We start from the raw sequence: 26253 nt of genomic DNA on the forward strand, positions 1-26253 counted from the left end.
GACACGGGTGGCGCGCTCCGCCGGCTGACACGGTTGGCACGTGACCGAGAACGGCCGTGGGCCGCAGGCGGGCGAGGACGCCGGCCGTGCGTGACGCCCTGCTCCTGCCGCACGTCGCAGCCGGGACGGCGGGCCTCCTGCTGGGCCCGCTCTGGCTCGCCGCCCGCCTGCGCGGGCTCCCCGACCGAGGGCTCGCCGGGGCCTACCAGCTCGCCGTCGCGGTGGTCGCGGTCAGCGGCGCCGTCCTCGCCCTGGTGGCACCGGGGCTGGCCTGGCTGCTCCCGGTGGCCGGGCTGACCGGTGGGCTGGCGGTGGCCGGGGCGCTCGCGCGCCGGCGGGCGTGGCCGCACTGGCCCACCCTCCAGCCGCACCTGCTCGGCGGCTCGTACACCGCGCTGGTGACCGGCGCGCTCGTCGCGTCCACGGGGAACCCGGTGTGGTGGGTGCTGCCGGCGCTCGCCGCCCAGCCGCCGATCGCCGTCGCCAAGCGCCGGCTGCGGGCCGGGTCGGTCGAGGCCTCGCCCGCTCACCTGCGGCGGAGCACGACGCCGAGGTAGCCGAACTCGTCGCCGTGCGCCCGGCGGACGTCGATCTCCGTCCGGGCCTCGGCCAGCACCGCCGCCGTCGCGGCGTCCGGGTCGGGCCAGCCGTCGATCGCCGCCTCCAGCGGCCGGTGGTACTCGTCCACCCAGTCGGAGTCGGGCAGCAGGTGGGCCGCCAGGACGTCGTAGCCGGCCGCTCGGGCCGCTGTGACGGTCGCCGCCTCGTCGCGCATCGCCGGGTACGCCGCCCAGAACCCGCGGGCCTCGTCGGAGGGCGAGGCGGTGGTCCAGACGGCGTCGGTGAGGACCAGCACCCCGCCGGGGCGGAGCAGTCTGCGCCAGTCCCGCAGCGCGGCGTCGACGCCCATGAGGTACGCGGCGCCCTCGCACCAGAGCAGGTCGAAGACGGCGTCGGCGTGGGGCAGCGCGGTCATCGACGCGCGCTCGACGGCGACCCGGTCGCAGAGCCCGGCGTCGGTGGCCGCGCGACGGACCCGGTGCAGGAACGGCTCGTGCAGGTCGACGGCGGTGACCCGGGCGCCGGCGGCCGCGAGCACCAGCGACGCCCGCCCGGGGCCGCACCCGATGTCGAGGACCCGCGGTGCCGCGGGGAGTGGGCGGGCGAGGTCGAGCAGGGTGCGGGTGGTCGCGTCCGAGCCCACCCCCTCGCGGGGGAGGTCGCGGTGCAGGGTCCAGAAGACCTCGGTGGCGTCCATGCCGGTCAGCAGCGGTGCAACCGTCGTGCCGCGGCCACGACGTGATCGAACACCGCGCGGTCGAGGGCGGCCCCCATCCGGCGGGCGGCGTCCACGGGCACCACCAGCAACCGGTCCAGCCGCACCTCGCTCGGGCGGCCGCGGGAGTCCCAGCCGCCGCGGCCGACGTCCCGCAGGCCGTCGGGCAGGTCGTGCACGCCGGCGGGCCGCGGGGTGCCGGGCGGTCCCGCCGTCCGGCGCGGGCGGGCGGCCGGCCGCAGCGCCGCGCGCACGAGGGTCGAGAGCCTGCGTCCGAGGGAGGGGCCTGCCATGGCGGCACGGTACGGCGGCCGGCCGTGTCGGCTGTGCCGGCGTGCACCTCGTGGATCACGTGGATCACGTGCTCACCATCTGGTCACGGCAGCGGTTCGGACTGCCGAGCGGAGGGAACCACGGGTCCACGGGGGCGGGTCACGGGGGCTCCTCCCGGGACAGGGAGGCACGATGACCTCGGCCCAGCCCGTTCCGCCACCGGCACCGCGTTCGCGGGAGGTGAGGGCCAGCGTGCTCGCGGCCTTCCAGCTGGTGGAGGACGCCCGCTACCTCGGCACCGACCGGCGCCGGCGCGCCGGACGCCGACGGTCTCTCGCCGAACGCACCGTCGCCTCCCGCCGGCTGGCCCGGGACCTGCGAGCGGGCTGAGGCCCCCTCCGGCCGCCTCCCGGGGCCGCCCCGAGCCGGCAAGGGGTGTGGGGCAGGGGGTCCTCTTCCGGGCGACTTCGGCGGCGGGTCGGGGTACGAGGGTCCCCGTGACCTCGGCATACCACACGGACCTGCACATGCACTCCCGCTTCGCCTACGCGACGTCGCGCAACCTCACGCTGCCGGTGTTGGACGCGACCGCGCGGGAGAAGGGCGTGCGCGTGATGGGGACCGGCGACTTCACCCACCCCGCGTGGTTCGAGGAGTTGCGCACCCAACTCGTGCCGGCTCCCGAGGAGGGTCTGCACGTGCGCCGCGACGCCGACCAGCACGCCGCCACCCGGTTCCTGCTCAGCGTCGAGGTCTCCTGCGTCTACCGCCAGGGCGGCCGGGCACGACGGATCCACGTCCTCGTGATGCTGCCGACCCTGCCGGCCGCGGCGGCGTTCACCCGCGCCCTGGAGGAACGCGGCGCCGACCTCGGCATCGACGGGCGGCCGACGCTCGGGCTGAGCGCGAAGGCCGTCGCCGAACTCGCCCTCACCGTGGAGCCGACCGCGCTCGTCGTACCCGCCCACGTGTGGACGCCGTGGTTCGGAGCGCTGGGGTCGAAGTCCGGCTTCGACTCCCTCGCCGAGTGCTTCGAGGACCTCGTCCCGCAGGTCCTCGCGGCCGAGACGGGGCTGTCCGCCGACCCGGCCATGTGCTGGCAGGTGAGCTCCCTGGACGCCGTGGCGCTGCTGTCCAGTTCCGACGCGCACGGACCGCGCACCGTCGCCCGCGAGACCACCCGGCTGGAGGGCGAGCTGTCCTACCCCGGCATCCGCGAGGCGTTCCGCACCGGCTCGCCCGCCCGCGCCGCGGAGCGCGCGGCCGCACCGACCCGGCTGGCCGGGACCGTCGAGTTCTACCCGGCCGAGGGCAAGTACCACCTCGACGGCCACCGGGAGCACGGGGTCCGGATGACGCCGGCGCAGCGCAGAGCCGCCGGCGGGCGGTGCCCCGTCTGCGGCAAGCCGGTCACGGTGGGGGTCCTGTCGCGGGTCGAGGAGCTCGCCGACCGCCCGGTCGGCACCCGGCCGGAGGGGGCGCCCGGGTTCCGTTCGCTGGTGCCGCTGGACGAGGTGCTGGCCGCGGCCCTCGGCGTCCGGCCGGCCGCCAAGCGGGTGGCCACGGCGCGCGCCCGGCTGCTCGAGGCCTTCGGCGACGAGCTGTCGGTGCTCACCGAGGTCCCCCTGGCCGACGTCGAGGCCGCCGCCGGGGCGCGCGTGGCCGAGGGGATCGGCCGGGTGCGCGACGGCGAGGTGGACGTCGAGCCCGGCTACGACGGCCAGTTCGGTACCGTGCACGTCTTCCCCGCGGACGACGCTCCGGCGGCGGGCCCGCACCGGCAGGCCTCGAATCCGTAGCCGCCGCCCCGGGCCCCTGCAGGGGGCCAGGGACGGGGCCGTGGGGAGCAGGGGGTCCTTCCGCTAGGCGACGCAGAACTCGTTGCCCTCCGGGTCGGCGAGGGTGACCCACTCGAACGGCCCCTGGGCGGCCCGGTGGAGCTCGGTGGCACCCATCCCGAGCAGGCGGTCGACCTCGTCGTCCCGCCGCGCGGAGCCCACCCGGAGGTCCAGGTGCACCCGGTTCTTGACGGTCTTCGGCTCCGGGACCTGCTGGAACAGCACCCGCGGCCGCCCCGGGTCGGGTGAGGTGAGTGCCGCGCCCGAGCGCCACACCAGCGCCCCGCGGTGGGTCGTGGTGTCCGCCTCGGTCGCCGCCCCGGAGTCGACCATCCGGCGGATGAACGCCTCGTCCTGCGGCTCGACCTGCCAGCCGAGGGCCTCGGCCCACCAGTCGGCCAACCGGTGCGGGTCGGCGCAGTCGATCACGATCTGCACGTCGGTCGCCATGTGCGCACCGTAGGACGGCGCACCGACGGAACTCACAGCTCGCGGGCCAGCTCCGCGCGCATCTCCTCCTGCCCGGGCAGCGGGGTGGCGAGCCGGCAGTGGTCGCGCAGCACCTCGCCCAGCGACGGGAAGGACGAGCGCTCGACCTGCCGGCCGGCGTCCCACAGGCCCGAGCGCATGACCGCCTTGCCGCACTGGAAGTAGGCCCGCGAGACGGTGAGCACCAGCACCGAGCGCGGCGGGCGGCCGAACTCGGTCAGGTCCAGGCCGACGTCGTCCGGGCCCACGAGCGTCGTCGTCCCGAAGACCTTGAGGGTCTCCTCGAAGCCGGGGACGAAGAACAGCAGGGCCGCGCGGGGGTTGCCCACGGTGTTGCGCAGGCTGTCCACCCGGTTGTTGCCCTGCCGGTCGGGGAGGACGAGCGTCCGCTCGTCGAGGACCCTGGCGAACCCCGGGTCACCGCCGCGCGGGGAGACGTCGGGCCAGCCGTCGGGACCGGCGGTGGCCAGCGTGGCGAACGGCGACAGCGCGATGAAGGCGCGACAGTGCCGGTCGAGGCTGTCCACGACCTTGTCCCGCACCAGGTGCGACGGTTCCCGGTAGCTCGCGAGGACGGCGGCCCCGGTGGGGTCGGCGGCGGTCATGGGGGCACGGTAGCCCGGCTACCCTGGCCCTCCGTGTCCGCACGGTGGAGCTCCCCGGTCCGGTACGTCGAGTGCGACCAGCAGGGCGTGGTGTTCAACAGCCACTACCTGACCTGGGCCGACGAGGCCTCCACCGCCTGGTGGGCCGCGCACGGCCTGCCCTGGGACGAGCTGGTCGCCCGCGGCGTCGACCCGGTGGTCAAGGCCAGCACGCTGGAGTGGAGGTCGTCGGCGCGCTGGGGCGACACGGTCACCGTGGACGCCGAGACCGAGCAGGTGGGCCGCACCAGCGTGACGGTCCGGTCCACCGTCCGCGTGGGCGAGCGGGTCTGCTGCGTCGTCCGGAACACCTACGTCTGCGTCGCCGACGGCGTCGCGGCCGCGTGGCCGGACGACGTCCGGGAGAAGCTCACCGCGGGCTGAGCGCACCCCCGGGCGGCAGCACCGGCAGCCCCGCCGGGACGCCGTCCTCGACCAGCCGCCACAGCGCGTCGGTGTCGGCGTGCTCGGCCACCAGGTCGCCGAGGGCGTCCAGCCGCCGCTCCCGCACCGCCGCGAAGTCGGTGTCCGGTGCCGCGACGAACCGCCGTCCGGCCGCCCGGGCCACCTCGGCGAGGAACGCCCGCCGGAAGCCGTCGTTCTCCAGCGCCCCGTGCCAGGTGGTGCCCCACACCGCGCCCGACCGGGCGCCGTCGAGGAACGGCTCGGCGGGCAGGTCGTGGGCGAGCCAGTCCACGGTGACCACGCCGTGGTGGATCTCGTAGCCGCGCACCGGCTGCCCCAGCGCCTCGCCGGTCGGCCGGCCCAGCGTCTTCTCCGGGGCGAAGCGGACGTCGGTGGGCAGGAGCCCCAGCCCGGGGACGACGCCGGCCCGCGACTCGACCTCGTCGGTGATCGTGCGGGCCAGCATCTGGTGGCCGCCGCAGACGCCGAGCACGGGCAGCCCCGCGGCGGCGCGGCGGAGCACGGCGTCGGCCATCCCCGTCGCCCGCAGCCAGCCCAGGTCGGCCACGGTGGAGCGGGTGCCGGGCAGCACCACGAGGTCGGCGTCGGCCAGCTCCTCCGGCGTGGTGGCGTAGCGCACCAGCACCCCCGGCTCGGCGGCCAGCGCGTCGACGTCTGTGGAGTTGGACAGCCGGGGCAGTCGGGCCACGGCGACCCGCAGCACGTCGTCCCCGTGCGGCTGGCCGGCGGGGCGGGTCGCCCCGACGCCGAGGGAGTCCTCGACGTCGAGCTCCAGGCCGGGCAGCCAGGGCAGCACGCCGAGGGTGGGCCGGCCGGTCAGCCCGGTCAGGGCGTCCAGCCCCGGACGCAGCAGCCGGACGTCGCCGCGGAACTTGTTGACCAGGAACCCGGCCACCAGCCGCTGGTCGGCCGGCGGCATGAGCGCCACGGTGCCGTAGAGCGCCGGGAACACCCCGCCGCGGTCGATGTCGCCGACGACGACCACCGGCAGCCGGGCGGCGGTGGCCAGCCCCATGTTGGCGATGTCGTCGGCGCGCAGGTTGATCTCGGTGGGGGAGCCGGCGCCCTCGCAGACGACGACGTCGAAGCGGGCCCGCAGGTCGGCCAACGACGCCAGCACCTGGTCGAGCAGCGCCGCCTTCATCGGCCGGTAGGACAGCGCGCTGACCTCGGCCACCGGCCGGCCGAGGACGACGACCTGGCTGGAGTCCTCACCGCCGGGCTTGAGCAGCACCGGGTTCATCGCCGCCTCGGGCGCGACGCGGGCGGCGGCGGCCTGCACCACCTGGGCCCGGCCGATCTCCGCGCCGTCGGCGGTGACCATCGAGTTGTTGCTCATGTTCTGCGCCTTGAACGGGGCCACCGACACCCCCTGGCGCACCAGCCACCGGCAGATGCCGGCGGTGACCACCGACTTGCCGGCGTCCGACGTCGTCCCGGCGACGAGCAAGGCGCCGCCGCTCACCGCCCCCCTCCCGCCGTGATCACCGGCCCCCTCCTGCCGTGATCATCGGCGTCTGGTCGCCGTCACCGGTGGGTCGCGCCGCCATCTGCCGATGATCACGGCCGGCTGCCGGCCTCGTGCGGCCTCGCGGGGCCGGCCGGCGCGGCCTCCTCCCGGGCCGGCGCAGCCTCCTCCGGGCCCCAGCCGGTCTTCTCCTGGCCGGAGAGCTCGGCGATCGCCACCATGATCCGGTCGGTCACCGCGCGGCGGGCCCGCCCGTTGCCGGCCATGCCGCGGTACTCGGGGAAGGTCAGCGGCCGGCCGTAGGTCACCGAGACCCGGTGCGGGCGGGGCCAGCGGGCGTCGACCGGCTGCACCCTGTCCGTGCCCTTCACGGCCACCGGGACGACGGGGCAGTCGGCGGTCAGCGCGAGCCAGGCCACCCCGGTCTTGCCGCGGGCCAGCCGGCCGTCCCGCGAGCGGGTGCCCTCCGGGTAGATGCCGAATCCGTCGCCCCGCCGCAGCACGCCGAGCGCGGTGTCGAGCGCCTCCTGGGCGGCCCGGTGGGTCTGCCGCTCGACCGGCATGGCTCCGAGCGCGGTGAACACCGTGCGGCTCACCCAGCCGCGGACGCCCGAGCCGGTGAAGTACTCGGCCTTGGCCAGGTAGTGGACCCGGCGCGGCGCGGACAGCGGGATGACCATGCTGTCGATGAACGACAGGTGGTTGCTGGCCAGGATGACCGGGCCGGTGGCCGGGACGTTCTCCCGCCCGGTCACGCGCATCCGCAGCGCGACGTGGAACAGCGGGCGCAGCAGGAACCGGGCGACGAGGTAGAGCACGCCGCGTCTCCCCTCTCCGTCGGGGGGACCGCCGGCGGCCGCCGGCGACAGCGGCATTCTCCCGTGCTCCTCCGGAGCGGAGCGCTCCCGGGGGCACGGGCTGGGTGCACCCGCGCCGGGCTCAGTGCATCCGCGGGCTGGGCGGGCAGACGTCGCGGACCAGCGACCGGATGTCGTCGGGCAGCGTCCCGTGCCCGGACGCCGACTCGGCGATGGCCACGGCGACGTCGCGCACCTTGCGGTGGCAGTTGCTGGAGATGTGCGCCAGCAGATCGAAGGCGACCTGCTCGCTGCAGCTGGTGAGCAGCATGAGGATGCCCTTGGCCTGCTCGATGGCGGCCCGGCTGCTCATGGCGGTGCGCAGCTGGCTCACCTCGGTCTCCAGCGCCCGCACCCGGTCGTCCTCCGACCCCTCCGGCCGCGGCGCCGACCGGGTCGCCGGCGGCACCTCGACCAGCACGCCCTCGAGGACGTCCACCGACCCGGTCGGGTCCGCCACCGGCTCCCCGACGAGGACGGCGGAGCGCTCGACGCCGCCACGGCTGCCCAGCCGCACACGCAGCGAGAACGGCAGCCCGTCGGTGCACGCGCCGGTGATCGCGTCGAGGGTCCGGGGCCGGTCGCCGGGGTGCAGCGAGCGGACCAGCAGCTCGGTGCACGGGTGCGCGCCACCGCGGGCGAGACCCAGGAGCGCGGACATCTCCGGCGACCACGACCAGGAAGCGGTGCGCCGCTCGTAGCGGAACCGGCCGGCCAGCCGCCGCGGGACGGGGACGGCGCAGGGCGCCGGCGGGGTGGGCCGCTCCCGAGCGGGTGTGGTGCGCGTGAGGATGGGTGACGGCGTCGCTGTCATGACGACTCCACGGGGTGCCACCGGGCAGGGACCCGGCTGGGGCGCCGCCGGCCGTGTGTTCGACCACCGCGGTATGCCGGTGGGGGCCACCGGCCGCTCCGTACCACCGGGACCGTACGGCGTCCGGCGCCCGGATGCACGCCCGGCGACGCGGCGACTGCGGGCTGCGGCGTGTCATCCGGCGTGTCCGCGGTCACCGCTCCCGACGACCCGGCGTCCAGCCGGCGCGGACGTCCGCCGGGGACGCCCCGTCCGCCCGGGACCGTCCCGGGCGGACGGTCAGACGACGGTCGCCGGGGAGGCCGGGGGCCGGTGCGCGGCTGCCCGAGCCGCGCGGGGTGCTGCCCCGCCGGACCGGTCAGCCCCGGCCGCGGCTCCGGAACGCCGTGGCGAGGACGGCGGCGGCGATCCACACGGCGCGGGAGAGCCGCACCGCCCGGGGCACGTCGCGGGCCGCCGGGGTGCGCCCGCTGCCCAGCACCGGCCGGTCCTCCACCCGGCTGCCGTAGACGTTGCGGCCGCCGAGCCGCAGGCCCAGCGCGCCGGCCAGGGCGGCCTCGCACCGGCCGGCGTTGGGCGACGGGTGGGCGGCGCCGTCGCGGCGCCACGCCGTCCACGCCCCGCGGGCCGAGCCGCCCACCGCGGGGGCGGCGGCCACGGTGAGCGCGGCGGTCAGCCGGGCGGGCAGCCAGTTGGCCACGTCGTCGGCCCGGGCGGCGGCCCAGCCGAAGCGGGCGTACCGCGGGGACCGGTGGCCGACCATCGCGTCGAGGGTGTTGACCGCGCGGTGGCCCAGCAGGCCCGGCAGGCCGGCGACCGCTCCCCACACCAGCGGGGCGACGGCGGCGTCGGCGGTGTTCTCCGCGACCGACTCGACGGTGGCCCGGGCCAGCTCGGCCTCGTCCAGGCCGGCGGGGTCCCGCCCGGCGAGGGTGGGCAGCAGCGTGCGGGCGGCGGGCAGGTCCCCGGCGTCCAGGGTGCGCGCCATCGCCGTCGCCGCCCGGCCCAGGGAGGTGCCGCCCAGCACCGTCCAGGCGGCCGCGGCGGTGACCAGGGTCCGGGTGGCCGGCCGCCCGCGGGTGGCCCGGTCGAGCACGGCGCCCAGGCCGGCGGCCGCCCCGACCAGCAGCGCGGCGTACCCGGCCCCGGCGGCGCGGGAGTTGCGCCAGACACACCGCTCGAGGGCGCCGGCGACCCGGCCGAACCCGGCGACCGGGTGCCGGCGCCGCGGATCGGCCAGCAGCAGGTCGGCGACGGCGCCGAGGGCGAGCCCCGCAGCGGTGGGCAGGTCGCGCGGGGGCAGCACGGCGCACATCGTGCCAAGCGGCGCTCCCTAGGATGGGCGTCCATGCGCCTGCCCGGCCGCTACTCCGGCACCGCCCGTCCGATCGTCACCTACGGCAGCGACCCGGTGCTGCACCGGCCGTGCGCGCCGGTGACCGCGTTCGGCGGCAGGGACCTGCGCCACCTGGTCCTCGACATGTTCGCCAGCATGGAGGCCGCCGACGGGGTCGGGCTGGCCGCCAACCAGATCGGCGTCGACGCCCGCGTCTTCGTCATCGACTGCCCCGACGCCGCCGGTGAGCACGTCGTCGGGTACGTGGCGAACCCGGAGCTGACCGTCCTCGAGCCGCACGAGGGCGAGCCGGCCGAGGAGGTCACCGAGGAGGGCTGCCTGTCGGTGCCCGGGCCCTACGCCGAGCTGCCCCGGGCCTTCCGCGCCCGGGTGGACGGCGTCGATGCGGACGGCCGCCCGGTGTCGATCGAGGCGACCGGCATGGCGGCGCGCTGCCTGCAGCACGAGGTCGACCACCTCGACGGCATCGTCTACGTCGACCGGCTGCCCGCCGAGCTGCGGGAGGAGCTGCTGGCCGAGGCGGCGGGGGAGCTGCCCGCGTGAGGGTGGTCGTCGTCGGGATCGGGGCGGACGGGTGGGACGGCCTCTCGCCGCGGGCCCGCCGCGCGGTCGAGGACGCCGACGTGCTGCGCGGCAGCCCCCGCCAGCTGGCGCTCGTGCCCGAGGAGGTCCCGGCCGAGCGGCTGCCGTGGCCGTCCCCGATGACGCCGGCGCTGGCGGGGCTGCTCGATGCGCACCCGGGCCGGCGGGTGGTCGTCCTCGCCAGCGGCGACCCGATGCTCTCCGGCGTCGGCACCTCGCTGGTCCGGCTGCACGGTCCGGAGGCGGTGGAGGTGCTGCCCGCCCCCTCGTCGGTGACGCTGGCCTGCGCCCGGCTGGGCTGGGCGGTGGAGGAGGCCGAGGTGGTCTCCGTCGTGGGCCGCCCGGTCGACCTCCTGGCACCGCACGTGACGCCCGGCCGGCGGCTGCTCGTGCTCGGCTCGGGCACGGCGACCCCCGCGGAGGTCGCCGCCCGGCTCGCCACGTGGGGGTACGGCGCCAGCCGGGTGGTGGCGCTCGCCCAGCTCGGTGGTCCGGGGGAACGGCGGTTCGCCGGCGCCGCCGCCGGGTGGCCGCACGCCGGGACCGACCCGCTGGTGGTCACCGCCGTCGAGGTGGTGGCCGACCCCGGCACCCGCCCGCTGCCGACCGTGCCCGGCCTGCCCGACGGCGCCTACGAGCACGACGGTCAGCTGACCAAGCGCGACGTCCGGGCGGTCACCCTGGCCCGGCTGGCCCCGCTGCCGGGGCAGCTGCTGTGGGACGTCGGCGCCGGCGCCGGGTCGATCGGCATCGAGTGGATGCGGGTGCACCCCTCCTGCCGGGCGGTCGCGGTGGAGTCGGTCGCCGAGCGGGCGGCGCGCGTCCGGCGCAACGCCGCGCGCCTCGGGGTCCCGGGGCTGCGGGTCGTCGAGGGCCGTGCGCCGGCGGCGCTGTCCGGGCTGCCCGCCCCCGACGCGGTCTTCGTCGGCGGCGGGCTCACCGCGCCGTCCCTGCTGGAGACCTGCTGGGACGCGCTGCCCGCCGGCGGTCGGCTGGTGGCCAACGCGGTCACCGTGGAGGGCGAGGCGGTGCTGGCCGCCTGGCACGCCCGGGTCGGCGGGGAGCTGGTGCGCTTCGGGGTGCAGCGCGCCGAGCCGGTCGGCGGGTTCACCGGCTGGAAGCCCGCCATGCCCGTGACGATCTGGAGCATTTCCCGGTGACGGTGTGGTTCATCGGGGCGGGGCCGGGGGCGGCCGACCTGGTCACGTTGCGGGCCGCCCGCATCATCGCGTCGGCGCCGGTCTGCCTCTACGCCGGTGCCCTGGTGCCCCGCGAGCTGCTCGCCACCGCGCCGCCCGGCGCCCGGCTGGTCGACACCGCCGACCTCGACCTCGACCGGATCACCGCCGAGCTGGTCGCGGCGCACGAGGCCGGCCTCGACGTCGCCCGGCTGCACTCCGGTGACCCGTCGGTGTACAGCGCGATGGCCGAGCAGATGCGCCGGCTGGACGCGGCCGGGGTGCCCTACGAGGTGGTCCCGGGGGTGCCGGCGTTCGCCGCGGCGGCCGCCTCGCTCAAGCGGGAGCTCACCGTGCCCGGGGTGGCGCAGACCGTCGTCCTCACCCGCACGAGCGCGCGGTCGACCCCGATGCCCCCGGGTGAGGAGCTGGCCGCCTACGCCGCCACCGGCGCCACCCTGGTGCTGCACCTGGCGGTGCAGCGCATCGCCGAGCTGGCCCCGCAGCTGGCCGAGCACTACGGGGACGACGGCCCGGTCGCCGTGGTCGCCCGCGCCAGCCGGGACGACGAGCTGGTGCTGCGCGGCACGCTGGCCGACATCGCCGCCCAGGTCGAGGCGGCCGGGGTGCGGCGGACGGCGGTCGTCGTCGTCGGCCCGGTGCTGACCGCCGAGCAGTTCCCCGACAGCCACCTCTACTCGCCGACGAGGGAGCGATGAGCGCCCCCGTAGCGGCCCCGCTGCAAGGGCCCGCCGCGAGCCTGCGAGGGGTGGGGGGCAGCGGGGTCCTCTCGCTAGGCGTGTCCCACCACCGTGCCGGCGCGGTCGATCACCACGACGTCGACCACCACCGGCGCGCCGCTCAGCACGCCGAGCGCGGTGTCGCGGGCCCCGGCCGCGACGAGGTCGCCCAGCGGCAGCCCGGCCGCGGAGCACTGCTGCAGCGCGTCGAGCGCGGTGTTGGCGCCCCGCACGCCCGCGACCAGCTCCGGGGACCCGCCGGCGCCGGCCACCCGCGCGGCCAGCGAGTCGAACGACACCTGCGAGCGGCCCGAGTGCAGGTCGAGGTGGCCGTCGGCGAGCTTGGCGAGCTTGCCGATGCCGCCGGCGACGGTCAGCCGCGGCACCGGGTGGCGGCGCAGGTACTTCAGGACGGCGCCGGCGAAGTCGCCCATGTCGAGCAGCGCGTCCTCGGGCAGCCCGTACAGCTCGGTGACCACCCGCTCGCTGGTCGAGCCGGTGCACCCGGCGACGTGCCGGTGCCCGGCGGCGCGGGCGACGTCGATGCCGCGGCGGATGGAGTCGATCCACGACGAGCACGAGTAGGGGACGACGACGCCGGTGGTGCCCAGGACGGACAGCCCGCCGAGGATGCCCAGCCGCGGGTTCCAGGTCCTGCGCGCCAGCTCCTCGCCGTGCTCCACCGACACCTCGACGACGACGTCCCCCGTGCCGCCGTGCCGGGCCGCGACCGCGGCCACGTGCTCGCGGATGAACCGCCGCGGCATCGGGTTGATCGCCGGCTCGCCGACCGCCAGCGGCAGGCCCGGCTTGGTCACCGTGCCGACGCCCTCGCCGGCGCGGAAGGTCACGCCGCTGCCGGGCTCGCCGGAGGTCACGGTCGCCGACACCAGCGCGCCGTGGGTGACGTCGGGGTCGTCGCCGGCGTCCTTGACCACGCCGACGGTGGCCGCGCCGTCGGCCAGCTCCTCGCGGGCCAGCGCGAAGGAGGGGTGCCGGTCGTTCGGCAGGTCGATCGTCACCGGGTCGGGGAACTCGCCGGTGAGCAGCGCGGTGTAGGCGGCGGTGGTCGCGGCGGTCGCGCACGCGCCCGTCGTCCAGCCGTGGCGCAGCCCGCTGCCGCCCTCCCCGCTCACGGGGCCAGCATGCACGCAGGACCGGCGTGACCGGCCGGGTGCTGGTCCTCGGCGGCACGGGGGAGGCCCGGTGGCTGGCCGAGCGGCTGGTCGCCGACGGCGTCGACGTGACGAGCTCGCTGGCCGGCCGGGTCGCCGACCCGGTGCTGCCGCCCGGCGCGGTGCGCGTGGGCGGGTTCGGCGGCGCCGAGGGCCTGGCCGCGGCGCTGGCCGGCGTGGCCGCGCTGGTCGACGCCACCCACCCGTTCGCCGCCACGATGACCGCGCACGCCGCCGCGGCCGCCGCGGCCACCGGCACCCCGCTGCTGCGGCTGCAGCGCCCCGGCTGGACGCCGCGGCCGGGCGACGACTGGCGCTGGGCGGACACCCTCGACGACGCCGCCGCGGCCGTGGCCGGGTTCGGCTCGGTCTTCCTCACCACCGGTCGGCAGGGGCTGGCCGCGTTTGCCCGGCTGCGCGGCCGCTGCCTGGTCCGCTCGGTCGACCCGCCGGACCCGCCGCTGCCGGAGCGGACCACCGTGCTGCTCGCCCGCGGGCCGTTCACCGTCGCCGACGAGCTCGCCGTGCTGCGCGAGCACGCCGTCGAGGTCGTCGTCGCCAAGGACAGCGGCGGGCCGATGACCGCGGCCAAGCTCACCGCGGCCCGGGAGCTGGAGCTGCCGGTGGTGCTGGTCCGCCGTCCGCCGCTGCCGCCGGGCGTACCCGTGGCGGCGACGGTCGAGGAGGCGCTCGCCTGGCTGCGGGCCCGGTGACGTGCCGCGCCTCAGGGGGTGGCCGGACGGAACGCCCAGGCGGTCAGCCACACCGTCCCGGCGCTCAGCACCAGCGCGGTCGGGACGTGCGCCGCCATCTCCCCGGCGCTGCCGAGCGCGGCCTGGACGAAGGTCAGCGCGAAGACGACGGCGGCCAGCTCGGCCGGCCACCAGACCCGCGTGCGCCGTCCCTCGAGCGCCGTGGCCAGCAGGAGCAGCCCGGCGGTGACGTGCAGCGCCACCGCCCCGGCGCCGTGGCCGCCGGTGGCGTCCTCGCCGCTGAGGAGCCGGCCGGCCGAGACGAACTGCCAGAGCAGCACGAGCACGCAGAGCACGGCCGCGGCCTGCGCCAGCCGGACGGTCGCAGGAGCCGCTGCGGCGGGAGTCCGGGTCCGGGCCATCGGGGTCCTCCAGGCGGCGGTCGACGGGGAGGGTGCTCGGAGATCCGAGCACCGGATGGGGACGAGCGCCAGAGCCGGCTCGTCCGGTCCGACCTCGACGGCACCCCGGTCGCTCAGGCCTGGCGCAGCTGCAGCCGCGTCGCGGGCACGCAGCGGTAGGTGCTGCCGTCGGCGCGCTCGCCCCGGCCGGTCCACCGCGCCACCCAGGGGTAGGCGCAGACCGGACGGGTCCCGGTGACGGTCCCGTCCTCGACGACGCTCGTCGCGTCCAGCGTCCGCGGGGCCGTGCCCTCCTCCACCCACTCGACCACCGCGCGCAGCGGGTCGACCGGCTGCGCGCCGGCGCCGCCGCCGCAGTGGCCCACACCCGGGAAGAGGAACAGGCGCAGGAACTGCTCGGTCTGGCCACGGCCGAGGGTGTCCTGGACCCGTTCGTAGTAGTCGATCGAGCCCTGGACGGGGACGCCGAAGTCGGCGCCGCCGTGCCACACCACCAGCTTGCCGCCGGACGCGTGGAACGCCGAGAGGTCCGGGTCGCTTGCGCCCAGCACCTCGTCGTACCGCTCCACGGCCACGTCGAACCAGTCGGCGTAGGACTCGTAGGTGAGCGAGGTCCAGTCGAAGTCCGGGTCCTGGGTGAGGAAGTAGCGGAACCACCAGATGTCGAAGACGAACGGCTGTTGGAGCAGGGTGCCGTCGGGCTGCTGGACGACGTCGTGCAGGCCGGCGTACGGGGCGCCCGGCGGCAGGCCGTACCAGAGGAAGCCGCCGTCCGGCCGGCGCGGGCCCTGCGCGATGCGGCGCATCACCTCGACGTCCTGCGCGGTGATCTCCCCGCACGGGGTCACGGTCCCGACCAGGGTGCCCAGGTCGAAGGAGCAGGCCAACGGGTCGCTGATGACGCCGTCGACCACGCCGTCGCCGACGGTGTCACAGGCGGCGACCGTGGCGCTGAGGGCGGCCGCGAACTCGCACGCCGGGATCGGGTTGCCCTCCTCCTCCATGACCAGCTGCCCCCAGATCTGCATGGTCTGCAGCTGCGGCCAGTTGATCACCGGGGCGCCCGCGGCGATCCCGTCGTAGTCGTCGGGGTACCGCTGGGCCTCCATCAGCCCCTGGCGGCCGCCGGTGGAGCAGCCGTTGAAGTAGGAGTGGGCGGGGTCGTGCCCGTAGTAGGCGGCCACCACCGCCTTGGCGGTGACGGTCATGTCGTGGACGCCCTCGTGGCCGAAGTCCTCGATCGCCGGCCAGTCGAGGGTGCCGTCGGGGTCGAGCGCGAACTGGGCGTCGTCCGTCGGGTCGGTGTTGCTGCCCCGCGGGTTCCCGGCGTCGGTCGCCGCGGCGGCGTAGCCGGCCCGCAGCGCGGGCAGGAGGCGCTCGGGGGTGCCGCCGGAGAAGCCGCCACCGCCCACGCCCTGGAACCGGCCGTTCCAGGTGCTCTCGGGCAGGTCCACCCAGACGGTCACCACGCCGGTGTCCTCGGGGTCGTCGACGGTGAGCGTGACCCGGCAGGACGCCGGTGTCGTCGCGTCGCCGGCGTCGGTGACCGCCGAGGTGACCGTGGTGTCCGGCAGCCGTAGCTCGCCCAGGCTCGCGCAGGACCGGACCGACTGCGCGGGTCCGGCATCGGGACCGTGCTGCGGGGGCCCGGCGTCGGCGCTGGGGACGACGAGCGCCAGGCTCGCCGCGGTGGTCGCCAGGACCACCAGCACCGCGCGCCCGGGGCGGCGGGACCGTCGACGTGACCGCATGGAGCGACCTCCAGGACCGTCGAGGGGCGGCGCTGCCCCGAGACCGTCACCCTGCCACAGACCGAACCCGGCGTGGCCTCCCTGCAGGGAGAAGGACCCCTCGCCCCCCACCGCTCACGAGCTCGCGGCGGGCCCCTGCGAGGGGCCGCCTCGCAAGCTCGGGGCGCCTCGGGACGGGGCCGTGGGGGAAAGGGTGGTCCTCGTTCAGGCGGCGACCGGCTCGGACCGCTCCCCGGCGGTGGCCCGGCGCTCGGCCCGGCGCCGCCGCAGCAGCCCGGCGACGGCGACCAGGGCGAGCGCGACGACGAGCGCCCCGTACACCGTGGCGGTCGGCCGCAGCCCCACCCGGGCCGCGGCCAGCCCGGCGGTGATGGCCGGGACGCTGAAGGCCAGGTAGCCGACGACGAAGACGCTGGAGAGCAACCCGCCGCGCTCGCCGGCCGCGACCCCGCGGGTGACCGTGGCGATCGCGCCGAGGAAGGCCGCGCCGAAGCCGAACCCGGAGACGACGGCGGCCGCGAAGAACAGCACCGGGGCGGCGGTGAGCAGCGCGGCGACGGTGGCGGTGACGCCGACGGCGAAGACCAGGCAGCCGCTGAGCATGGCGGTGCGGGCGGAGGCCCGCCACAGGCTCACCGACCCGACCGTGCCGGTGGCGTTCACCGCGACCAGCAGCAGGCTGCCGACCAGGTGGTCCTCGACGCCGAAGACGCCGGCCATCACCGACGGGCCCAGCGACAGGTACAGCCCGCTCAGCGCCCACAGCGCGACCAGGCAGGGCAGCGCGACGAGGAAGGCGCCGCGCTGGGCGGCGGGGACGTGCACCCGCGGCCGCAGCGAGGCCAGCGCGCCCGGTACCCGCGGCGAGGACTCCGGCAGCAGGACCGGCAGGAGCAGCGCGGCGGCGGTGAACAGGGCGGTCGTCGTGCCGAACACCCAGGTGGTGGGGGCCGGCACGAACTCGATGGCCAGCCCTGCGCCGACCGCGCCGAGCGCCAGCCCGAGGCCGGGGGAGGCGCTGTTGAGCAGCGCGCCCGTCGGCCGGTCGGCGCGCTGGAAGTCCAGCAGGGTGGCCCCCAGCGTCCCGGTGAGGGTGCCCACCGACAGGCCCTGGACCACGCGGGCGGCCAGGAGCCAGCCCACCCCGTCGGCCAGGAGGAACAGCAGGCCGGCGACCGCCTGCAGCAGCAGCCCGGCGACGAGCACCGGACGGCGGCCCACGTGGTCGGAGAGGGCGCCGACGACCAGCAGCGCGGCCAGCAGCGCGAAGGCGTAGATCCCGAAGACCGTCGTCAGGACGCCGGAGGAGAAGCCGAACCGCTCCTGGTAGACGCGGTAGAGCGGCGACGGGACGCCGGAGGCGGCCAGCACGAGCACCAGCAGCAGGCCCGCCGTCCAGAACGACACGGCGCGGGGGACGCGGCGGCGGGGCACGCTCCTCGGCAAGCCCGCCCGCCGCGGGCGCATTCCCGACGCGCCGGTCAGCGGCGCTCGAAGTCCGGCGGCAGGACGACGTCCTCCCGGGCCAGGTCGTGCACCGAGGACCGGCCCAGCCCGAGCAGCGCCTCGTCGATGCCCTGCCGGATGATCGACAGCACGTTCTGCACGCCGCGCTCGCCGTTCGCGGCCATCCCCCACAGGTAGGCGCGGCCGATCATCACCGCCTTGGCGCCCAGGGCCATCGCCTTGACCACGTCGGCGCCGCGGCGGACCCCGCCGTCCATCAGCACCTCGACCTGGTCGCCGACCGCGTCGACCACGGCCGGCAGGGAGCGGATCGCGCCCGGCGTGCTGTCGAGGTTGTTGCCGCCGTGCGTGGAGACGGAGATCGCCGTGACGCCGGCGTCGACGGCGCGGCGGGCGTCGTCGATCCGGCTGATCCCCTTGAGCATGAACGGCCCGCCCCACTGCTCGCGCAGCCAGGCGACGTCCTCCCAGCGCGGCAGCGCGGTGGCCATCCACTCGCCGTAGGCGCCGAAGAAGTTCGGCGGCTGCTGCCCGTCGAGCGCCAGGTTGGGCACGGAGAGCTCGGGGATCGAGCCGGTGCGCAGGTAGGTGGTCAGCCAGCGCGGCTTGCGCAGCACCTCGGGGGCGAACTTCAGCGCGTTCTTGACGTCGATCTTCTCGGGGATCGGCGGGCTGCCCCAGTCGCGGCGCGAGGCGAACGACCAGTCCAGGGTCATGATCAGGCCCTTGGCGCCGGCGGCGCGGGCGCGCTCGGCGCGGGCGAGGATCGTCTCCCGGGAGCCGACCCAGTACATCTGGAAGAACAGCTTGGGGTTGACCGCGCCGACCTCCTCGACCGGCTTGCTGGCGAAGGAGGACAGGCCCATCGCGACGTCCTGGGCCGCGGCGGCGCGGGCGACGGCGACCTCGCCGTCGGGGTGCACCGCCTGCACGCCGGTGGGGGAGACCAGGACGGGCATGGAGACCTCCTGGCCCATGACCGTCGTCGCCGTCTCCCGCTTGGCCGGCAGGTCGGCGACGTGCGGGCGCCAGACGATCTCGTCGAAGGCGGCCGTGTTGTCGTTCGCCGTCAGGCCCTTCTCGGTGCCGGCGACCAGGGCCAGGTACACCGAGCGCGGCAGCCGCTTCTGCGCCCGGTGCCGCGCCTCCTCGACGGTCTCGAACCAGTCCTTGGTGCTCGCCATGAGAGTCCTCCGCGCTCGCCGCCGATCCAGGGCGTGCCCGGCGGTGCCGGTGACGCACGCCACGCCCGCGCCATGGTGCCAGCCGTGGCACTGAGTGTCACCGGGCCCCGTCGGCCTCCCTGCAGGGTCCCGCCGCGAGCCTGCGAGGGTGGGGGGTAGGGAGGTCCTTCTACGAGGGGTGGGGAGGACGGGGTCCTTCATGGGTGCGCGGGGTCCAGACGGCGCCCGACCGGCCGACCCGGGTCTGCGAGGAGCCGACGAGCACCAGGCAGCGCATGTCCACGGTCTCGGGGTCCAGCTCGCCCAGCGTGGTGACCGTCACGCTCTCCTCCGGGCCGCCGACGTCGCGGCCGACGACGACCACCGTGCCGGGGGCGCGGGTCCCCAGCAGCACCTCCTGCGCCTCGGCGAGCTGGTGCGGTCGCGCCCGCGACCGCGGGTTGTACAGCGCGATCACCAGGTCGGCCGCGGCCGCGTGGCGCAGCCGGTCGACGACGACGTCCCAGGGCTTGCGGACGTCGGAGAGGCTGATCACGGCGAAGTCGTGGCCCAGCGGCGCGCCGACCCGGGCGGCGACGGCCTGGGCGGCGGTCAGCCCGGGCAGCACCCGCACCGGGACGCCGGCCAACTCCGGCCGGTCGGCCACCTCGAGCACCGCCGCGGCCATGGCGAAGACCCCGGGGTCGCCGCTGGAGACCACCGCGACCCGGCGTCCGGACCGGGCCAGGGTCAGGGCGTGCGCGGCCCGCTCGGCCTCCACCCGGTTGTCGCTGGGGTGGCGGGTCTGCCGCGGGTTGGCCGGCACCCGGTCGAGGTAGGGGCCGTAGCCGACCAGGTCGTCAGCGGCGGCCAGCGCGTCGGCGGCCTCCGGCGTGGTCCAGCTGCGCGCGCCCGGGCCGAGCCCGACCACGACGACCTCGCCGCGGCCGGCTGCGGCCCCGTCGGACCGCCCGGGTCCGGGGGTCGGCCCGGTCAGCGGGCTGGGCAGCAGGGCGAGGGAGAAGTACGGCACGGTCGCCGGGTCGACGTCGGCCAGGGGTGCCGCGCGCTGCCGGTCGGTGGTCGCCCGCTCCACGTAGAGGGCGCGGTCGAGGACGCCGGCGCGGTCGAACGCCTCCCGCACCTGCGGGAAGGTGCGGCCGAGCTTGACCACCGCGGCCGCGTCGGTGGCGGCCAGCTCCTCGGCGAGCCGCTCGGCGCCGAGCGTGCCGGGCAGCACGGTGAGCACCTCGTCCCGCTCGACCAGCGGCCGGCCGACCGCTGCCGCGGCGCCGCTGACGCTGGTCACGCCGGGCACGACCTCGGTGGGGTAGCGGTGCGCCAGCCGCTTGTGCATGTGCATGTAGGAGCCGTAGAAGAACGGGTCGCCCTCGGCGAGGACGACGACGTCGCGCCCGGCGTCGAGGTGCGCGGCCAGCCGGGCCGCGGCCGCCTCGTAGAACTCGTCGATCGCGCCTTGGTAGCCGCCGGGGTGGTCGGTGGTCTCGGTGGTGACGGGGTAGACCAGCAGCTCCTCGACCTGGCCCTCGCGCAGGTAGGGGGCGGCCAGCGCGCGGGCCACCGAGCGGCCGTGCCGGGCGGCGTGGTAGGCGACGACGTCGGCCGCGCCGATCAGCCGGGCGCCCTTGACCGTGACCAGCTCCGGGTCGCCCGGCCCGAGCCCGACCCCGTACAACCGCCCGGTCACCAGCCGCCCCCCGGGGCCGAAATGGCCATTTCGGCCCTCACTCGACGTCGCTCGCGATCGCGTTGACCGCCGCGGCGGTGATCGCGCTCCCGCCGCGGCGGCCCCGGACGACCAGGGAGGGCAGGTCGGAGGCGGCGAGCGCCTCCTTCGACTCCGCGGCGCCGATGAAGCCGACCGGGACGCCGACCACCGCGGCCGGCCGGGGCGCGCCGGCGGCGACCATCTCCAGCAGGTGGAACAGCGCGGTCGGCGCGTTGCCGATCGCCACGACCGCGCCGTCGAGCCGGTCGCGCCAGAGCTCCAGCGCCGCGGCGGAGCGGGTGGTGCCCAGCCGGTGCGCCAGCTCCGGCGTGCGCGGATCGGTCAACGTGCAGACGACGTCGTTGTCCGCCGGCAGCCGGCGGCGAGTGATGCCGGCGGCCACCATCTGCGCGTCGCAGAGCACCGGCGCCCCGCCGTCCAGCGCCTTCCGGGCGCGGGCGACGACGTCCGGCGAGTACGCGAGGTCGGCGACCAGGTCGACCTGCCCGCAGGCGTGCACCATCCGCACCGCGACCCGGGCCACCTGCTCGGGCAGGCCGGTGAGATCGGTCTCGGCGCGGATGGTGGCGAACGAGCGCCGGTAGATCTCGGCGCCGTCCCTCTCGTACTCGTACATCAGGCCTTCCCGACTCGGTATCCGGTCCCGGTCGCCACCACGTCGACGACGTTCCCCCGCGGGCGGCCGCAGCGGCGCTCGCACCCGGCCCAGTGCTGGCGGGCGCCGGCCGTCGGCAGCGTCCGCGCCGCCACCGCCGCCGCGGCGTCGGCGCGCACGTCGGCCAGCGACCTGGCGCACCCCGGCCGCCCGGCGCAGGCGGTGACCCGCAGCCAGGCGCTGCCCGGGTCGAGCACCAACCCGGCGGCGGTGAGCGCCGCGGCGGCGGAGTCGTCGGCCAGGTCCGGCAGGACGACGCTGCGCCACGGGGTCAGCTGCACCTCGTCGGCGAGGTGGGCCAGCAGGTCCGCCTGGACAGCGCTCAGCCGACCGAGCGGGACGACGGCGACGAGCGCGCTCGCCCCGTCGACCTGGTCGACGGGCCCGACGGGTCCGGTGGACGGGGCGCCCGGGACCGGCCCCGGCTCGGAACGGGGGCCTCGCAGGCGCCCGGTGACGCGCTGGGGACCGCCGTCCAACTCGGCCAGCCGCCAGGCGGTGCCACCCTGCGCGGCGCGCTCCTCGAGGAAGGCGGCCGTGGCGGCGAGCGCCAGGGCCACCGCCGCGTCGGGGGCCGCGCGCAGGCCGGTGTCGACGCCGGCGAGGGTGAGCGCGACGTCGTCCGGCCCGAGGGCGAGCAGGCCGACGTCCCCGCCGAGGCCGGCGACGTCGCCGCGGCCGTCGTCCAGGGTGGCGAGGAAGCGGCCGGGCAGCGCGGCGAACGCCGGCTCGGCGCGGATCCCGGCGTCCAGCGCCCGCACCCACGGCCGCACGTCGAGGTGCCCGCCGGCGCGGCCGGACAGCGTGCTGGCCAGGACGTTGCGGACCCGCTCGTGGGTCGCGCTGGGCAGCAGGCCCGCGGCGGCCAGCCGCTCGCCCAGGGCGGCCTCGGTGCCCGCCGCCAGGCCGCGCAGCTGCACGTTGCCCCGGCTGGTCAGCTCCAGGGCGCCGTCGCCGAGCTCCCGGGCGGCCGCGGCCAGGGCGCGCAGCTGGGCGGCGGTCAGCAGGCCGCCGGGCACCCGCACGCGGGCGAGGGCGCCGTCGGCGGCGGCGTGCGTCTGCAACGCCCCCGGGCACGCGTCGGCCCGGACGCGGGGGACGGCGGGCACGGCGCTGGTGGGCACGGCGCTGGTGGGCACGGCGCTGGTGGGCATGGCGCTGGCGAGGGTACTGGGAGGACCTCGCTGCCCCCCGTCCCTCGCTCCGATCGGGTCGGGACCCTGCAGCGAGGCCGGCTTGGCGCGGTCAGTGCAGCTCGCGTCCGCCCTCGTCGAACGACATCCACACCCGCCGGCGGTCGGCCCGGCTGTGCACCTGCGCCATGGCCGCCACCCGGCGGCGCTGGTCGAAGCTGGCGACGTGCTGGACGACGGCGACCTCGGCATCGCGCATCGCGTGCTCGGCCTCGACCTCCGCGGGCGTCGACGGGAACTCGTGGTCGGAGTCGCCCTGCACGACCGTCCGCGGGTGGGTGTACGGGCTGTCCGGCGGCAGGTGGCCGCCGATCCGGCCGTAGGCGCCGAGCACCAGCAGGAGCAGGCCGACGACGACGGAGAAGACCACGTTCTGGAACTGGAAGGCCAGGATGTTGAACGAGGTGCGCAGCACCGCCAGGTTCACCAGGGCGGAGAGCAGGAACAGCGAGCCGGCGACGATCATGATGGTCGAGGTGACCCGCGGGCTGCGCGCGGCGGCGACGAGCAGCACGAGCGCCATCACCACCGAGATGGTCGACAGCAGGCCGTTGGACGACAGGCCGAGGATGCGCTCGCCCCGGGTGGAGAAGAAGGCGAGCTGGTTGGCGAAGCCGAGCAGACCGAAGACCAGGAGCACCAGCGCCACCACGACGGCGCCGATGCGTTGCACGGCGTAGACGCGGGCGCCGAGTCCCGGGCGGTCCTCGCTGGATCGGTTCGTGCGGTGCGGGAGGTGCTGTCGCAGTGCCATGGGAGGCTCCCGAGGACGGTGGTGGTGCCCATTCTCCGCCTCCCGAGCGGCTCTGGATGCGGTTGCGTGCACGCCCTCCCGGGAAGCCCGGGGCGGCCGGGGTCGTTGACCCGGGCATGACCCAGCCGTTCGACCGCGACCTGCACTCGGAGTTCCTCAGCGCGGACCTCTTCCTCGCCACGGGGCAGCCGATCGAGGCGGCGCGGGTGCTCGCTCCGCTGGTCGAGGCCGAGCCGGCCAACGAGGCCGCGCTGGAACTGCTGGCCCGCGCCTACTTCGCCTCGGCGCAGCTGACCCGCGCCGAGGAGGCGCTGCACCGGCTGGTGGAGATGGCCCCGGCCAACGGCTGGGCGCGGCGGGCGCTGGCCCGCACGCTGGAGCGGCAGAGCCGGGCCGCCGAGGCGGTGTCGCACCACCGGGTGGCCGACGCCCTCGGCGCGGAGTGAGGGGGACGTCGTGACGGCGAGCCGGATCACGCCCTGCCGCACGGTCGGCCCGGTCCTCGAGCGGCTGGCCACGGCCCTCGCCGGTCGGGTCAAGCTCGTCAGGGTGGACGTCGACGGCGCGCCGCTGCTGGCCCGGCGGTTCAGGGTCCAGGCCGTCCCGACGCTGCTGGTCCTCGACCGGGGCGAGGTCGTGGCCCGGCAGGCCGGGGCCGCCCCCGAGCCTGCGCTGCGGGCCTGGCTCGAGGGCGCCCTCGCCTCGCGGGCCCGCGGCTGACACCGTCGGCTCCCACCGGCGGAGACCCTCGTGCGACCGTCGCCCCAAGGTGCGCACCACCCCCCGGGGGAGGACGACGGACATGACCGGAACGCACGTCCCCGTGGTCGGCACCGACCCGGTCGACCTCGACCTGTACGACGTCGCCTACCTGGCCGGCGGGCCTCGACGCGTCGTCGAGACCGCGGTCGTCGCCCTGCTGGCGAGCGGGCGCCTGCGGGTGTCCCGACCCCCGGGTGAGCTGCACGTCGTCGACGCCCGCCGCCGGCACCCGGTCGAGGCGGCCGTGCTCGACGCGGCCGGAGCCCGCGGCGGGCGGTCGGCCGAGGGCGTCTACTGGCGGGTGCGCGCGGACGTCCGCCTCGCGTCCGTGGCCGGACGCCTGCAGGCCGCCGGGCTGCTCTCCAGGCGCGGGGGCGTGACGTCGGGGGAGCGGCGTCGGTGGGCGCTGACGGCCCTCACCCGGACCGGGCGGGCCGCCCTCCGGAGTGTTCGCCGCGACCCGCCGTCCGTCCCGCCCGGGAGCGGCGCCCTGCCGGTGGCGCTGGCCGGCCCGCGCGCGTGGGCGGACGCGCAGCTGCGGACCGCCGTCTTCGACCCGCCGCGCCCCACCCCCGCGTCGACGCCACCCGCGGCGGTCCGCGCGGCCCGCGCCTCCCGCCCGCCGTTCGTCCGCTCGGGGGACGCCGGCCTCCTCGGTCTCGGCGGTCTCGGCGTCGATGGCCGAGGCGACTGACGTCCACGGCGGGCGGGGACGGTCCCGTCCGAGCGGCACCTCACCCGACGGTCCTCGCGCCGGCAGCGAGCAGCACGACCGCCGCCGCGGCCGCTGCCGTCCAGCCCAGCTGGGTGCCGGAGAGCCGGCAGAGGTGACGGCAGCCTGGGCGTGGGCGCGAGTGCGGATGCTGCCCATGCGGGCGTCGAGCAGCGCACGGGTGCAGGTCTCGTACGTGCTGGCGCCCGGTGCGGTGAACATGCCGGTTTCGTCCGCAGGGGTCATCTCCGCTGGTCAGGTTCGTGTCCATGGGTTATGATCGAACACGTGTTCGAGGACGTCGTCGCCGCGGGCCCCGCAGGTGCCTCGTCGCTCGAGCACGGCCTGACCGCGGTGCTGCACCGTGTCGAGGTCGCCCCCGCGGTGTCGCTGGCCGACGGCGACGCGTGTCTCGTCGACGTCGTCCACCCCGGCCTGCGCCGGGGCCTGCGGTGGCTGGTCGACGGGGCGCGGCACGCCACGGGGAGCGGCCTGCTCGGTGCCGTTGCTGCCGAGGCCGATGGCCTCCTGGCCGGCGCTGCCGAGTTGGAGGCGCTGCTGGCGGCCGGTGCGGCGCCGTTGGCCCGGGCGGCGGCGGCGTCGCGGGAGATCGCCCGGCTCTCGGCGGTGCTGGCGACCTCGCTGGCCGAGTTCGCCCGCGCCCGACCCGCGGCGCTGGTGGACCGCCAGCCGGGGGAGCGGGGCGCGATGTCGGCGGCCACCCGGGCGGCCCGGCCGGCCGCGCTGGGCGAGGTCAGCGAGTGGGCGGTCGACGAGGTCGCACCCACGCTGCGGATGTCTGCCCGGGCGGCCACCGCGCTGCTCGAGGAGTCCCTGGTGCTCGACGAGCGCCTCCCGCTGACCCTGAACCTGCTGTCCCGAGGGGAGTTGAGCCCAGCGCACGTCCGCCAGATGATCAGCATCGTCGGCCCGGTGGCCGACGACGAGCTGCGCGCCGACATCGAGGCGCACGTGCTGGGCCTGCTGGGCGGCAAGACGCCGCCGCAGCTGGGCGACTGTGCTCGGCGGGTCGTCCTCCGCAAGGACGCCGAGGCCGCCGGGCGCAAGTTGGTCCAGGCCATCCGCGAGCGCGGGGTGCGCCTGTACGACCGCCGCGACGGCACCGCCACGGTGGCCATCGACCTGCCGCTGCCGGCGGCGGCGGCGATCTACCGGGCCCTGGCGGCCTACGCCGAGCAGGCCCGGGTGGATGGGGATCAGCGGACCGGGCAGCAGCGCATGGCCGATTGCGTGCAGGACCTGATCCTGCGGCCCGGGGAGCACGACATGCCGCCGGTGAGCGTCGCGCTGACCGTGGTGGCCACCCTGGAGACGATGCTCGGCGGCGCCGAGCCCGGGCAGGTGGAGGGGCATCTGGTGTCGGCGGAGATGGTGCGCGAGCTGGCCTACACCTTCGGCCTGCTGCCCCGCCCCGAGCCCGTGCTCGATGGCCTGCCGGGGAAGCCAGACCAGCACGAGGCTCCAGGCTGTGCGGCTGAGGAGCCGGTGGTGGAGGCCGGACAGGCGGAGTGCATGCACCGCGGGGCTCCGACCACGGGCGCGGCACCACCTGGACCGCCCGTGGCGAGGCCGCCCGAGCCGGCGCGGTCAGAGCCACCCGCGCCGCCCGAGGTCCCGGTACGCGGCCCCACCCCGGTGGCCGACCGGCCGCTGTCGGAGTGGATGGCGCTGGCCGCGGCCCGGCACCAGGCCGCCGTCCGCGCAGGCCTGGCCGGCGCCCGGCAGGCCATCTGCGACGGAACCTGGACCGACGGGGAGCTGCGGGCCGTGCTGGACCTGGGGGCGCTGCTCGGG

General features: G+C 77.0%; 29 protein-coding genes. 12 read left to right on the forward strand and 17 right to left on the reverse strand.

Going from position 1 to position 26253, the window contains the following annotated elements:
- The first annotated feature begins 86 nt into the window (after positions 1-86).
- On the forward strand, positions 87-557 hold the full coding sequence (locus DQ238_RS12825) for a hypothetical protein (protein WP_113781648.1): 471 nt from the start codon (positions 87-89) through the stop codon (positions 555-557).
- On the opposite strand, the gene DQ238_RS12830 is transcribed toward DQ238_RS12825, so the two are convergent.
- Positions 527-1258 (reverse strand): class I SAM-dependent methyltransferase, encoded by a 732-nt coding sequence (locus DQ238_RS12830; RefSeq protein ID WP_113781649.1) that lies wholly within the window; start codon positions 1256-1258, stop codon positions 527-529. The two genes, DQ238_RS12825 and DQ238_RS12830, sit on opposite strands and share 31 nt — an antisense overlap.
- A 5-nt stretch (positions 1259-1263) precedes the next feature.
- The gene (locus DQ238_RS23285; RefSeq protein WP_199506325.1) at positions 1264-1569 is read right to left on the reverse strand and encodes a hypothetical protein; all 306 of its coding nucleotides are present in this window, start codon (positions 1567-1569) and stop codon (positions 1264-1266) included.
- Positions 1570-1801: 232 nt separating this feature from the next.
- Between DQ238_RS23285 and DQ238_RS22820 the strand changes: the two genes are divergently transcribed.
- Entirely contained in the window at positions 1802-1939 is a 138-nt protein-coding gene (locus DQ238_RS22820; protein WP_158550776.1) for a hypothetical protein, read from the forward strand.
- Positions 1940-2046: 107 nt separating this feature from the next.
- On the forward strand, positions 2047-3348 hold the full coding sequence (locus DQ238_RS12840; RefSeq protein ID WP_113781650.1) for an endonuclease Q family protein: 1302 nt from the start codon (positions 2047-2049) through the stop codon (positions 3346-3348).
- Between the two features lie 63 nt (positions 3349-3411).
- Here DQ238_RS12840 and DQ238_RS12845 read toward each other — a convergent pair whose 3' ends face one another.
- Together DQ238_RS12845 and DQ238_RS12850 are read right to left on the reverse strand one after the other, a co-directional pair.
- Positions 3412-3837, reverse strand: coding sequence for a VOC family protein (locus DQ238_RS12845; protein WP_113781691.1), 426 nt, complete (start codon positions 3835-3837; stop codon positions 3412-3414).
- Between the two features lie 32 nt (positions 3838-3869).
- Complete coding sequence (locus DQ238_RS12850; RefSeq protein WP_113781651.1) at positions 3870-4481, reverse strand: MSMEG_1061 family FMN-dependent PPOX-type flavoprotein; 612 nt, start codon at positions 4479-4481, stop codon at positions 3870-3872.
- A gap of 33 nt (positions 4482-4514) precedes the next feature.
- On the opposite strand from DQ238_RS12850, the gene DQ238_RS12855 reads away from it, so the two are divergent.
- On the forward strand, positions 4515-4904 hold the full coding sequence (locus DQ238_RS12855) for a thioesterase family protein (RefSeq protein ID WP_113781652.1): 390 nt from the start codon (positions 4515-4517) through the stop codon (positions 4902-4904).
- On the opposite strand, the gene DQ238_RS12860 is transcribed toward DQ238_RS12855, so the two are convergent.
- The 4 genes from DQ238_RS12860 to DQ238_RS12875 form a co-directional block, all read right to left on the reverse strand.
- Positions 4891-6411, reverse strand: coding sequence for a cobyric acid synthase (locus DQ238_RS12860; protein WP_113781653.1), 1521 nt, complete (start codon positions 6409-6411; stop codon positions 4891-4893). The genes DQ238_RS12855 and DQ238_RS12860 overlap by 14 nt on opposite strands.
- A 95-nt stretch (positions 6412-6506) precedes the next feature.
- Entirely contained in the window at positions 6507-7232 is a 726-nt protein-coding gene (locus DQ238_RS12865; RefSeq protein ID WP_113781692.1) for a 1-acyl-sn-glycerol-3-phosphate acyltransferase, read from the reverse strand.
- 121 nt (positions 7233-7353) lie between these two features.
- Positions 7354-8085: an ANTAR domain-containing protein gene (locus tag DQ238_RS12870; RefSeq protein WP_113781654.1), complete on the reverse strand. Its 732-nt coding sequence runs from the start codon at positions 8083-8085 to the stop codon at positions 7354-7356.
- 358 nt (positions 8086-8443) lie between these two features.
- Positions 8444-9400: a cobalamin biosynthesis protein gene (locus DQ238_RS12875; RefSeq protein WP_113781655.1), complete on the reverse strand. Its 957-nt coding sequence runs from the start codon at positions 9398-9400 to the stop codon at positions 8444-8446.
- Positions 9401-9433: 33 nt separating this feature from the next.
- Between DQ238_RS12875 and def the strand changes: the two genes are divergently transcribed.
- The 3 genes from def to cobM are packed head-to-tail and all read left to right on the forward strand — an operon-like array spanning position 9434 to position 11921.
- Positions 9434-9985, forward strand: a complete 552-nt coding sequence (gene def / locus DQ238_RS12880; protein WP_113781656.1) for a peptide deformylase — start codon at positions 9434-9436, stop codon at positions 9983-9985.
- Entirely contained in the window at positions 9982-11184 is a 1203-nt protein-coding gene (gene cbiE, locus DQ238_RS12885) for a precorrin-6y C5,15-methyltransferase (decarboxylating) subunit CbiE (protein ID WP_199506326.1), read from the forward strand. The genes def and cbiE overlap by 4 nt, the downstream gene beginning before the upstream one ends.
- On the forward strand, positions 11181-11921 hold the full coding sequence (gene cobM, locus DQ238_RS12890) for a precorrin-4 C(11)-methyltransferase (protein WP_113781657.1): 741 nt from the start codon (positions 11181-11183) through the stop codon (positions 11919-11921). The genes cbiE and cobM overlap by 4 nt, the downstream gene beginning before the upstream one ends.
- Positions 11922-11995: 74 nt before the next feature.
- Here cobM and DQ238_RS12895 read toward each other — a convergent pair whose 3' ends face one another.
- On the reverse strand, positions 11996-13078 hold the full coding sequence (locus tag DQ238_RS12895) for a cobalt-precorrin-5B (C(1))-methyltransferase (protein ID WP_113781658.1): 1083 nt from the start codon (positions 13076-13078) through the stop codon (positions 11996-11998).
- Between the two features lie 26 nt (positions 13079-13104).
- Here DQ238_RS12895 and DQ238_RS12900 point away from each other — a divergent pair, with 26 nt between their 5' ends.
- Entirely contained in the window at positions 13105-13830 is a 726-nt protein-coding gene (locus DQ238_RS12900) for a cobalt-precorrin-6A reductase (RefSeq protein WP_113781659.1), read from the forward strand.
- A gap of 11 nt (positions 13831-13841) precedes the next feature.
- On the opposite strand, the gene DQ238_RS12905 is transcribed toward DQ238_RS12900, so the two are convergent.
- The 8 genes from DQ238_RS12905 to DQ238_RS12940 all read right to left on the reverse strand — a co-directional run bounded on the left by DQ238_RS12905 (position 13842) and on the right by DQ238_RS12940 (position 22964).
- Positions 13842-14231 carry a hypothetical protein gene (locus tag DQ238_RS12905; protein WP_113781660.1) on the reverse strand — a complete coding sequence of 130 codons (390 nt, stop codon included), beginning with the start codon at positions 14229-14231 and terminating at the stop codon, positions 13842-13844.
- Between the two features lie 113 nt (positions 14232-14344).
- Positions 14345-15982, reverse strand: a complete 1638-nt coding sequence (locus DQ238_RS12910; RefSeq protein ID WP_113781661.1) for a tannase/feruloyl esterase family alpha/beta hydrolase — start codon at positions 15980-15982, stop codon at positions 14345-14347.
- A 204-nt stretch (positions 15983-16186) separates the two neighbouring features.
- Positions 16187-17416: an MFS transporter gene (locus DQ238_RS12915; RefSeq protein ID WP_233495929.1), complete on the reverse strand. Its 1230-nt coding sequence runs from the start codon at positions 17414-17416 to the stop codon at positions 16187-16189.
- 47 nt (positions 17417-17463) lie between these two features.
- On the reverse strand, positions 17464-18633 hold the full coding sequence (gene mftD / locus DQ238_RS12920; protein WP_113781663.1) for a pre-mycofactocin synthase MftD: 1170 nt from the start codon (positions 18631-18633) through the stop codon (positions 17464-17466).
- 169 nt (positions 18634-18802) lie between these two features.
- On the reverse strand, positions 18803-20320 hold the full coding sequence (locus DQ238_RS12925; protein WP_113781664.1) for a precorrin-2 C(20)-methyltransferase: 1518 nt from the start codon (positions 20318-20320) through the stop codon (positions 18803-18805).
- A 37-nt stretch (positions 20321-20357) separates the two neighbouring features.
- Positions 20358-20978, reverse strand: a complete 621-nt coding sequence (locus DQ238_RS12930; protein WP_113781665.1) for a precorrin-8X methylmutase — start codon at positions 20976-20978, stop codon at positions 20358-20360.
- Positions 20978-22171, reverse strand: a complete 1194-nt coding sequence (cobG, locus tag DQ238_RS12935) for a precorrin-3B synthase (RefSeq protein WP_113781666.1) — start codon at positions 22169-22171, stop codon at positions 20978-20980. Before cobG ends, DQ238_RS12930 begins: the two co-directional genes overlap by 1 nt.
- Before the next feature lie 91 nt (positions 22172-22262).
- Entirely contained in the window at positions 22263-22964 is a 702-nt protein-coding gene (locus DQ238_RS12940) for a DUF4383 domain-containing protein (RefSeq protein WP_113781667.1), read from the reverse strand.
- 116 nt (positions 22965-23080) lie between these two features.
- Here DQ238_RS12940 and DQ238_RS12945 point away from each other — a divergent pair, with 116 nt between their 5' ends.
- The 4 genes from DQ238_RS12945 to DQ238_RS12960 all read left to right on the forward strand — a co-directional run.
- A complete protein-coding gene (locus DQ238_RS12945; protein ID WP_113781668.1) occupies positions 23081-23410 on the forward strand; it encodes a tetratricopeptide repeat protein in 330 nt (109 codons plus the stop codon).
- Between the two features lie 10 nt (positions 23411-23420).
- Complete coding sequence (locus tag DQ238_RS12950) at positions 23421-23684, forward strand: co-chaperone YbbN (protein WP_113781669.1); 264 nt, start codon at positions 23421-23423, stop codon at positions 23682-23684.
- Between the two features lie 82 nt (positions 23685-23766).
- Entirely contained in the window at positions 23767-24420 is a 654-nt protein-coding gene (locus DQ238_RS12955; protein WP_113781670.1) for a TIGR04222 domain-containing membrane protein, read from the forward strand.
- A 306-nt stretch (positions 24421-24726) separates the two neighbouring features.
- A partial coding sequence (locus tag DQ238_RS12960; protein WP_147263066.1) for a DUF222 domain-containing protein occupies positions 24727-26253 on the forward strand: 1527 nt, incomplete at its 3' end.

The sequence above is a fragment of the Geodermatophilus sp. TF02-6 genome, from assembly GCF_003319115.1.
Taxonomy (GTDB): Bacteria; Actinomycetota; Actinomycetes; order Mycobacteriales; family Geodermatophilaceae; genus Geodermatophilus.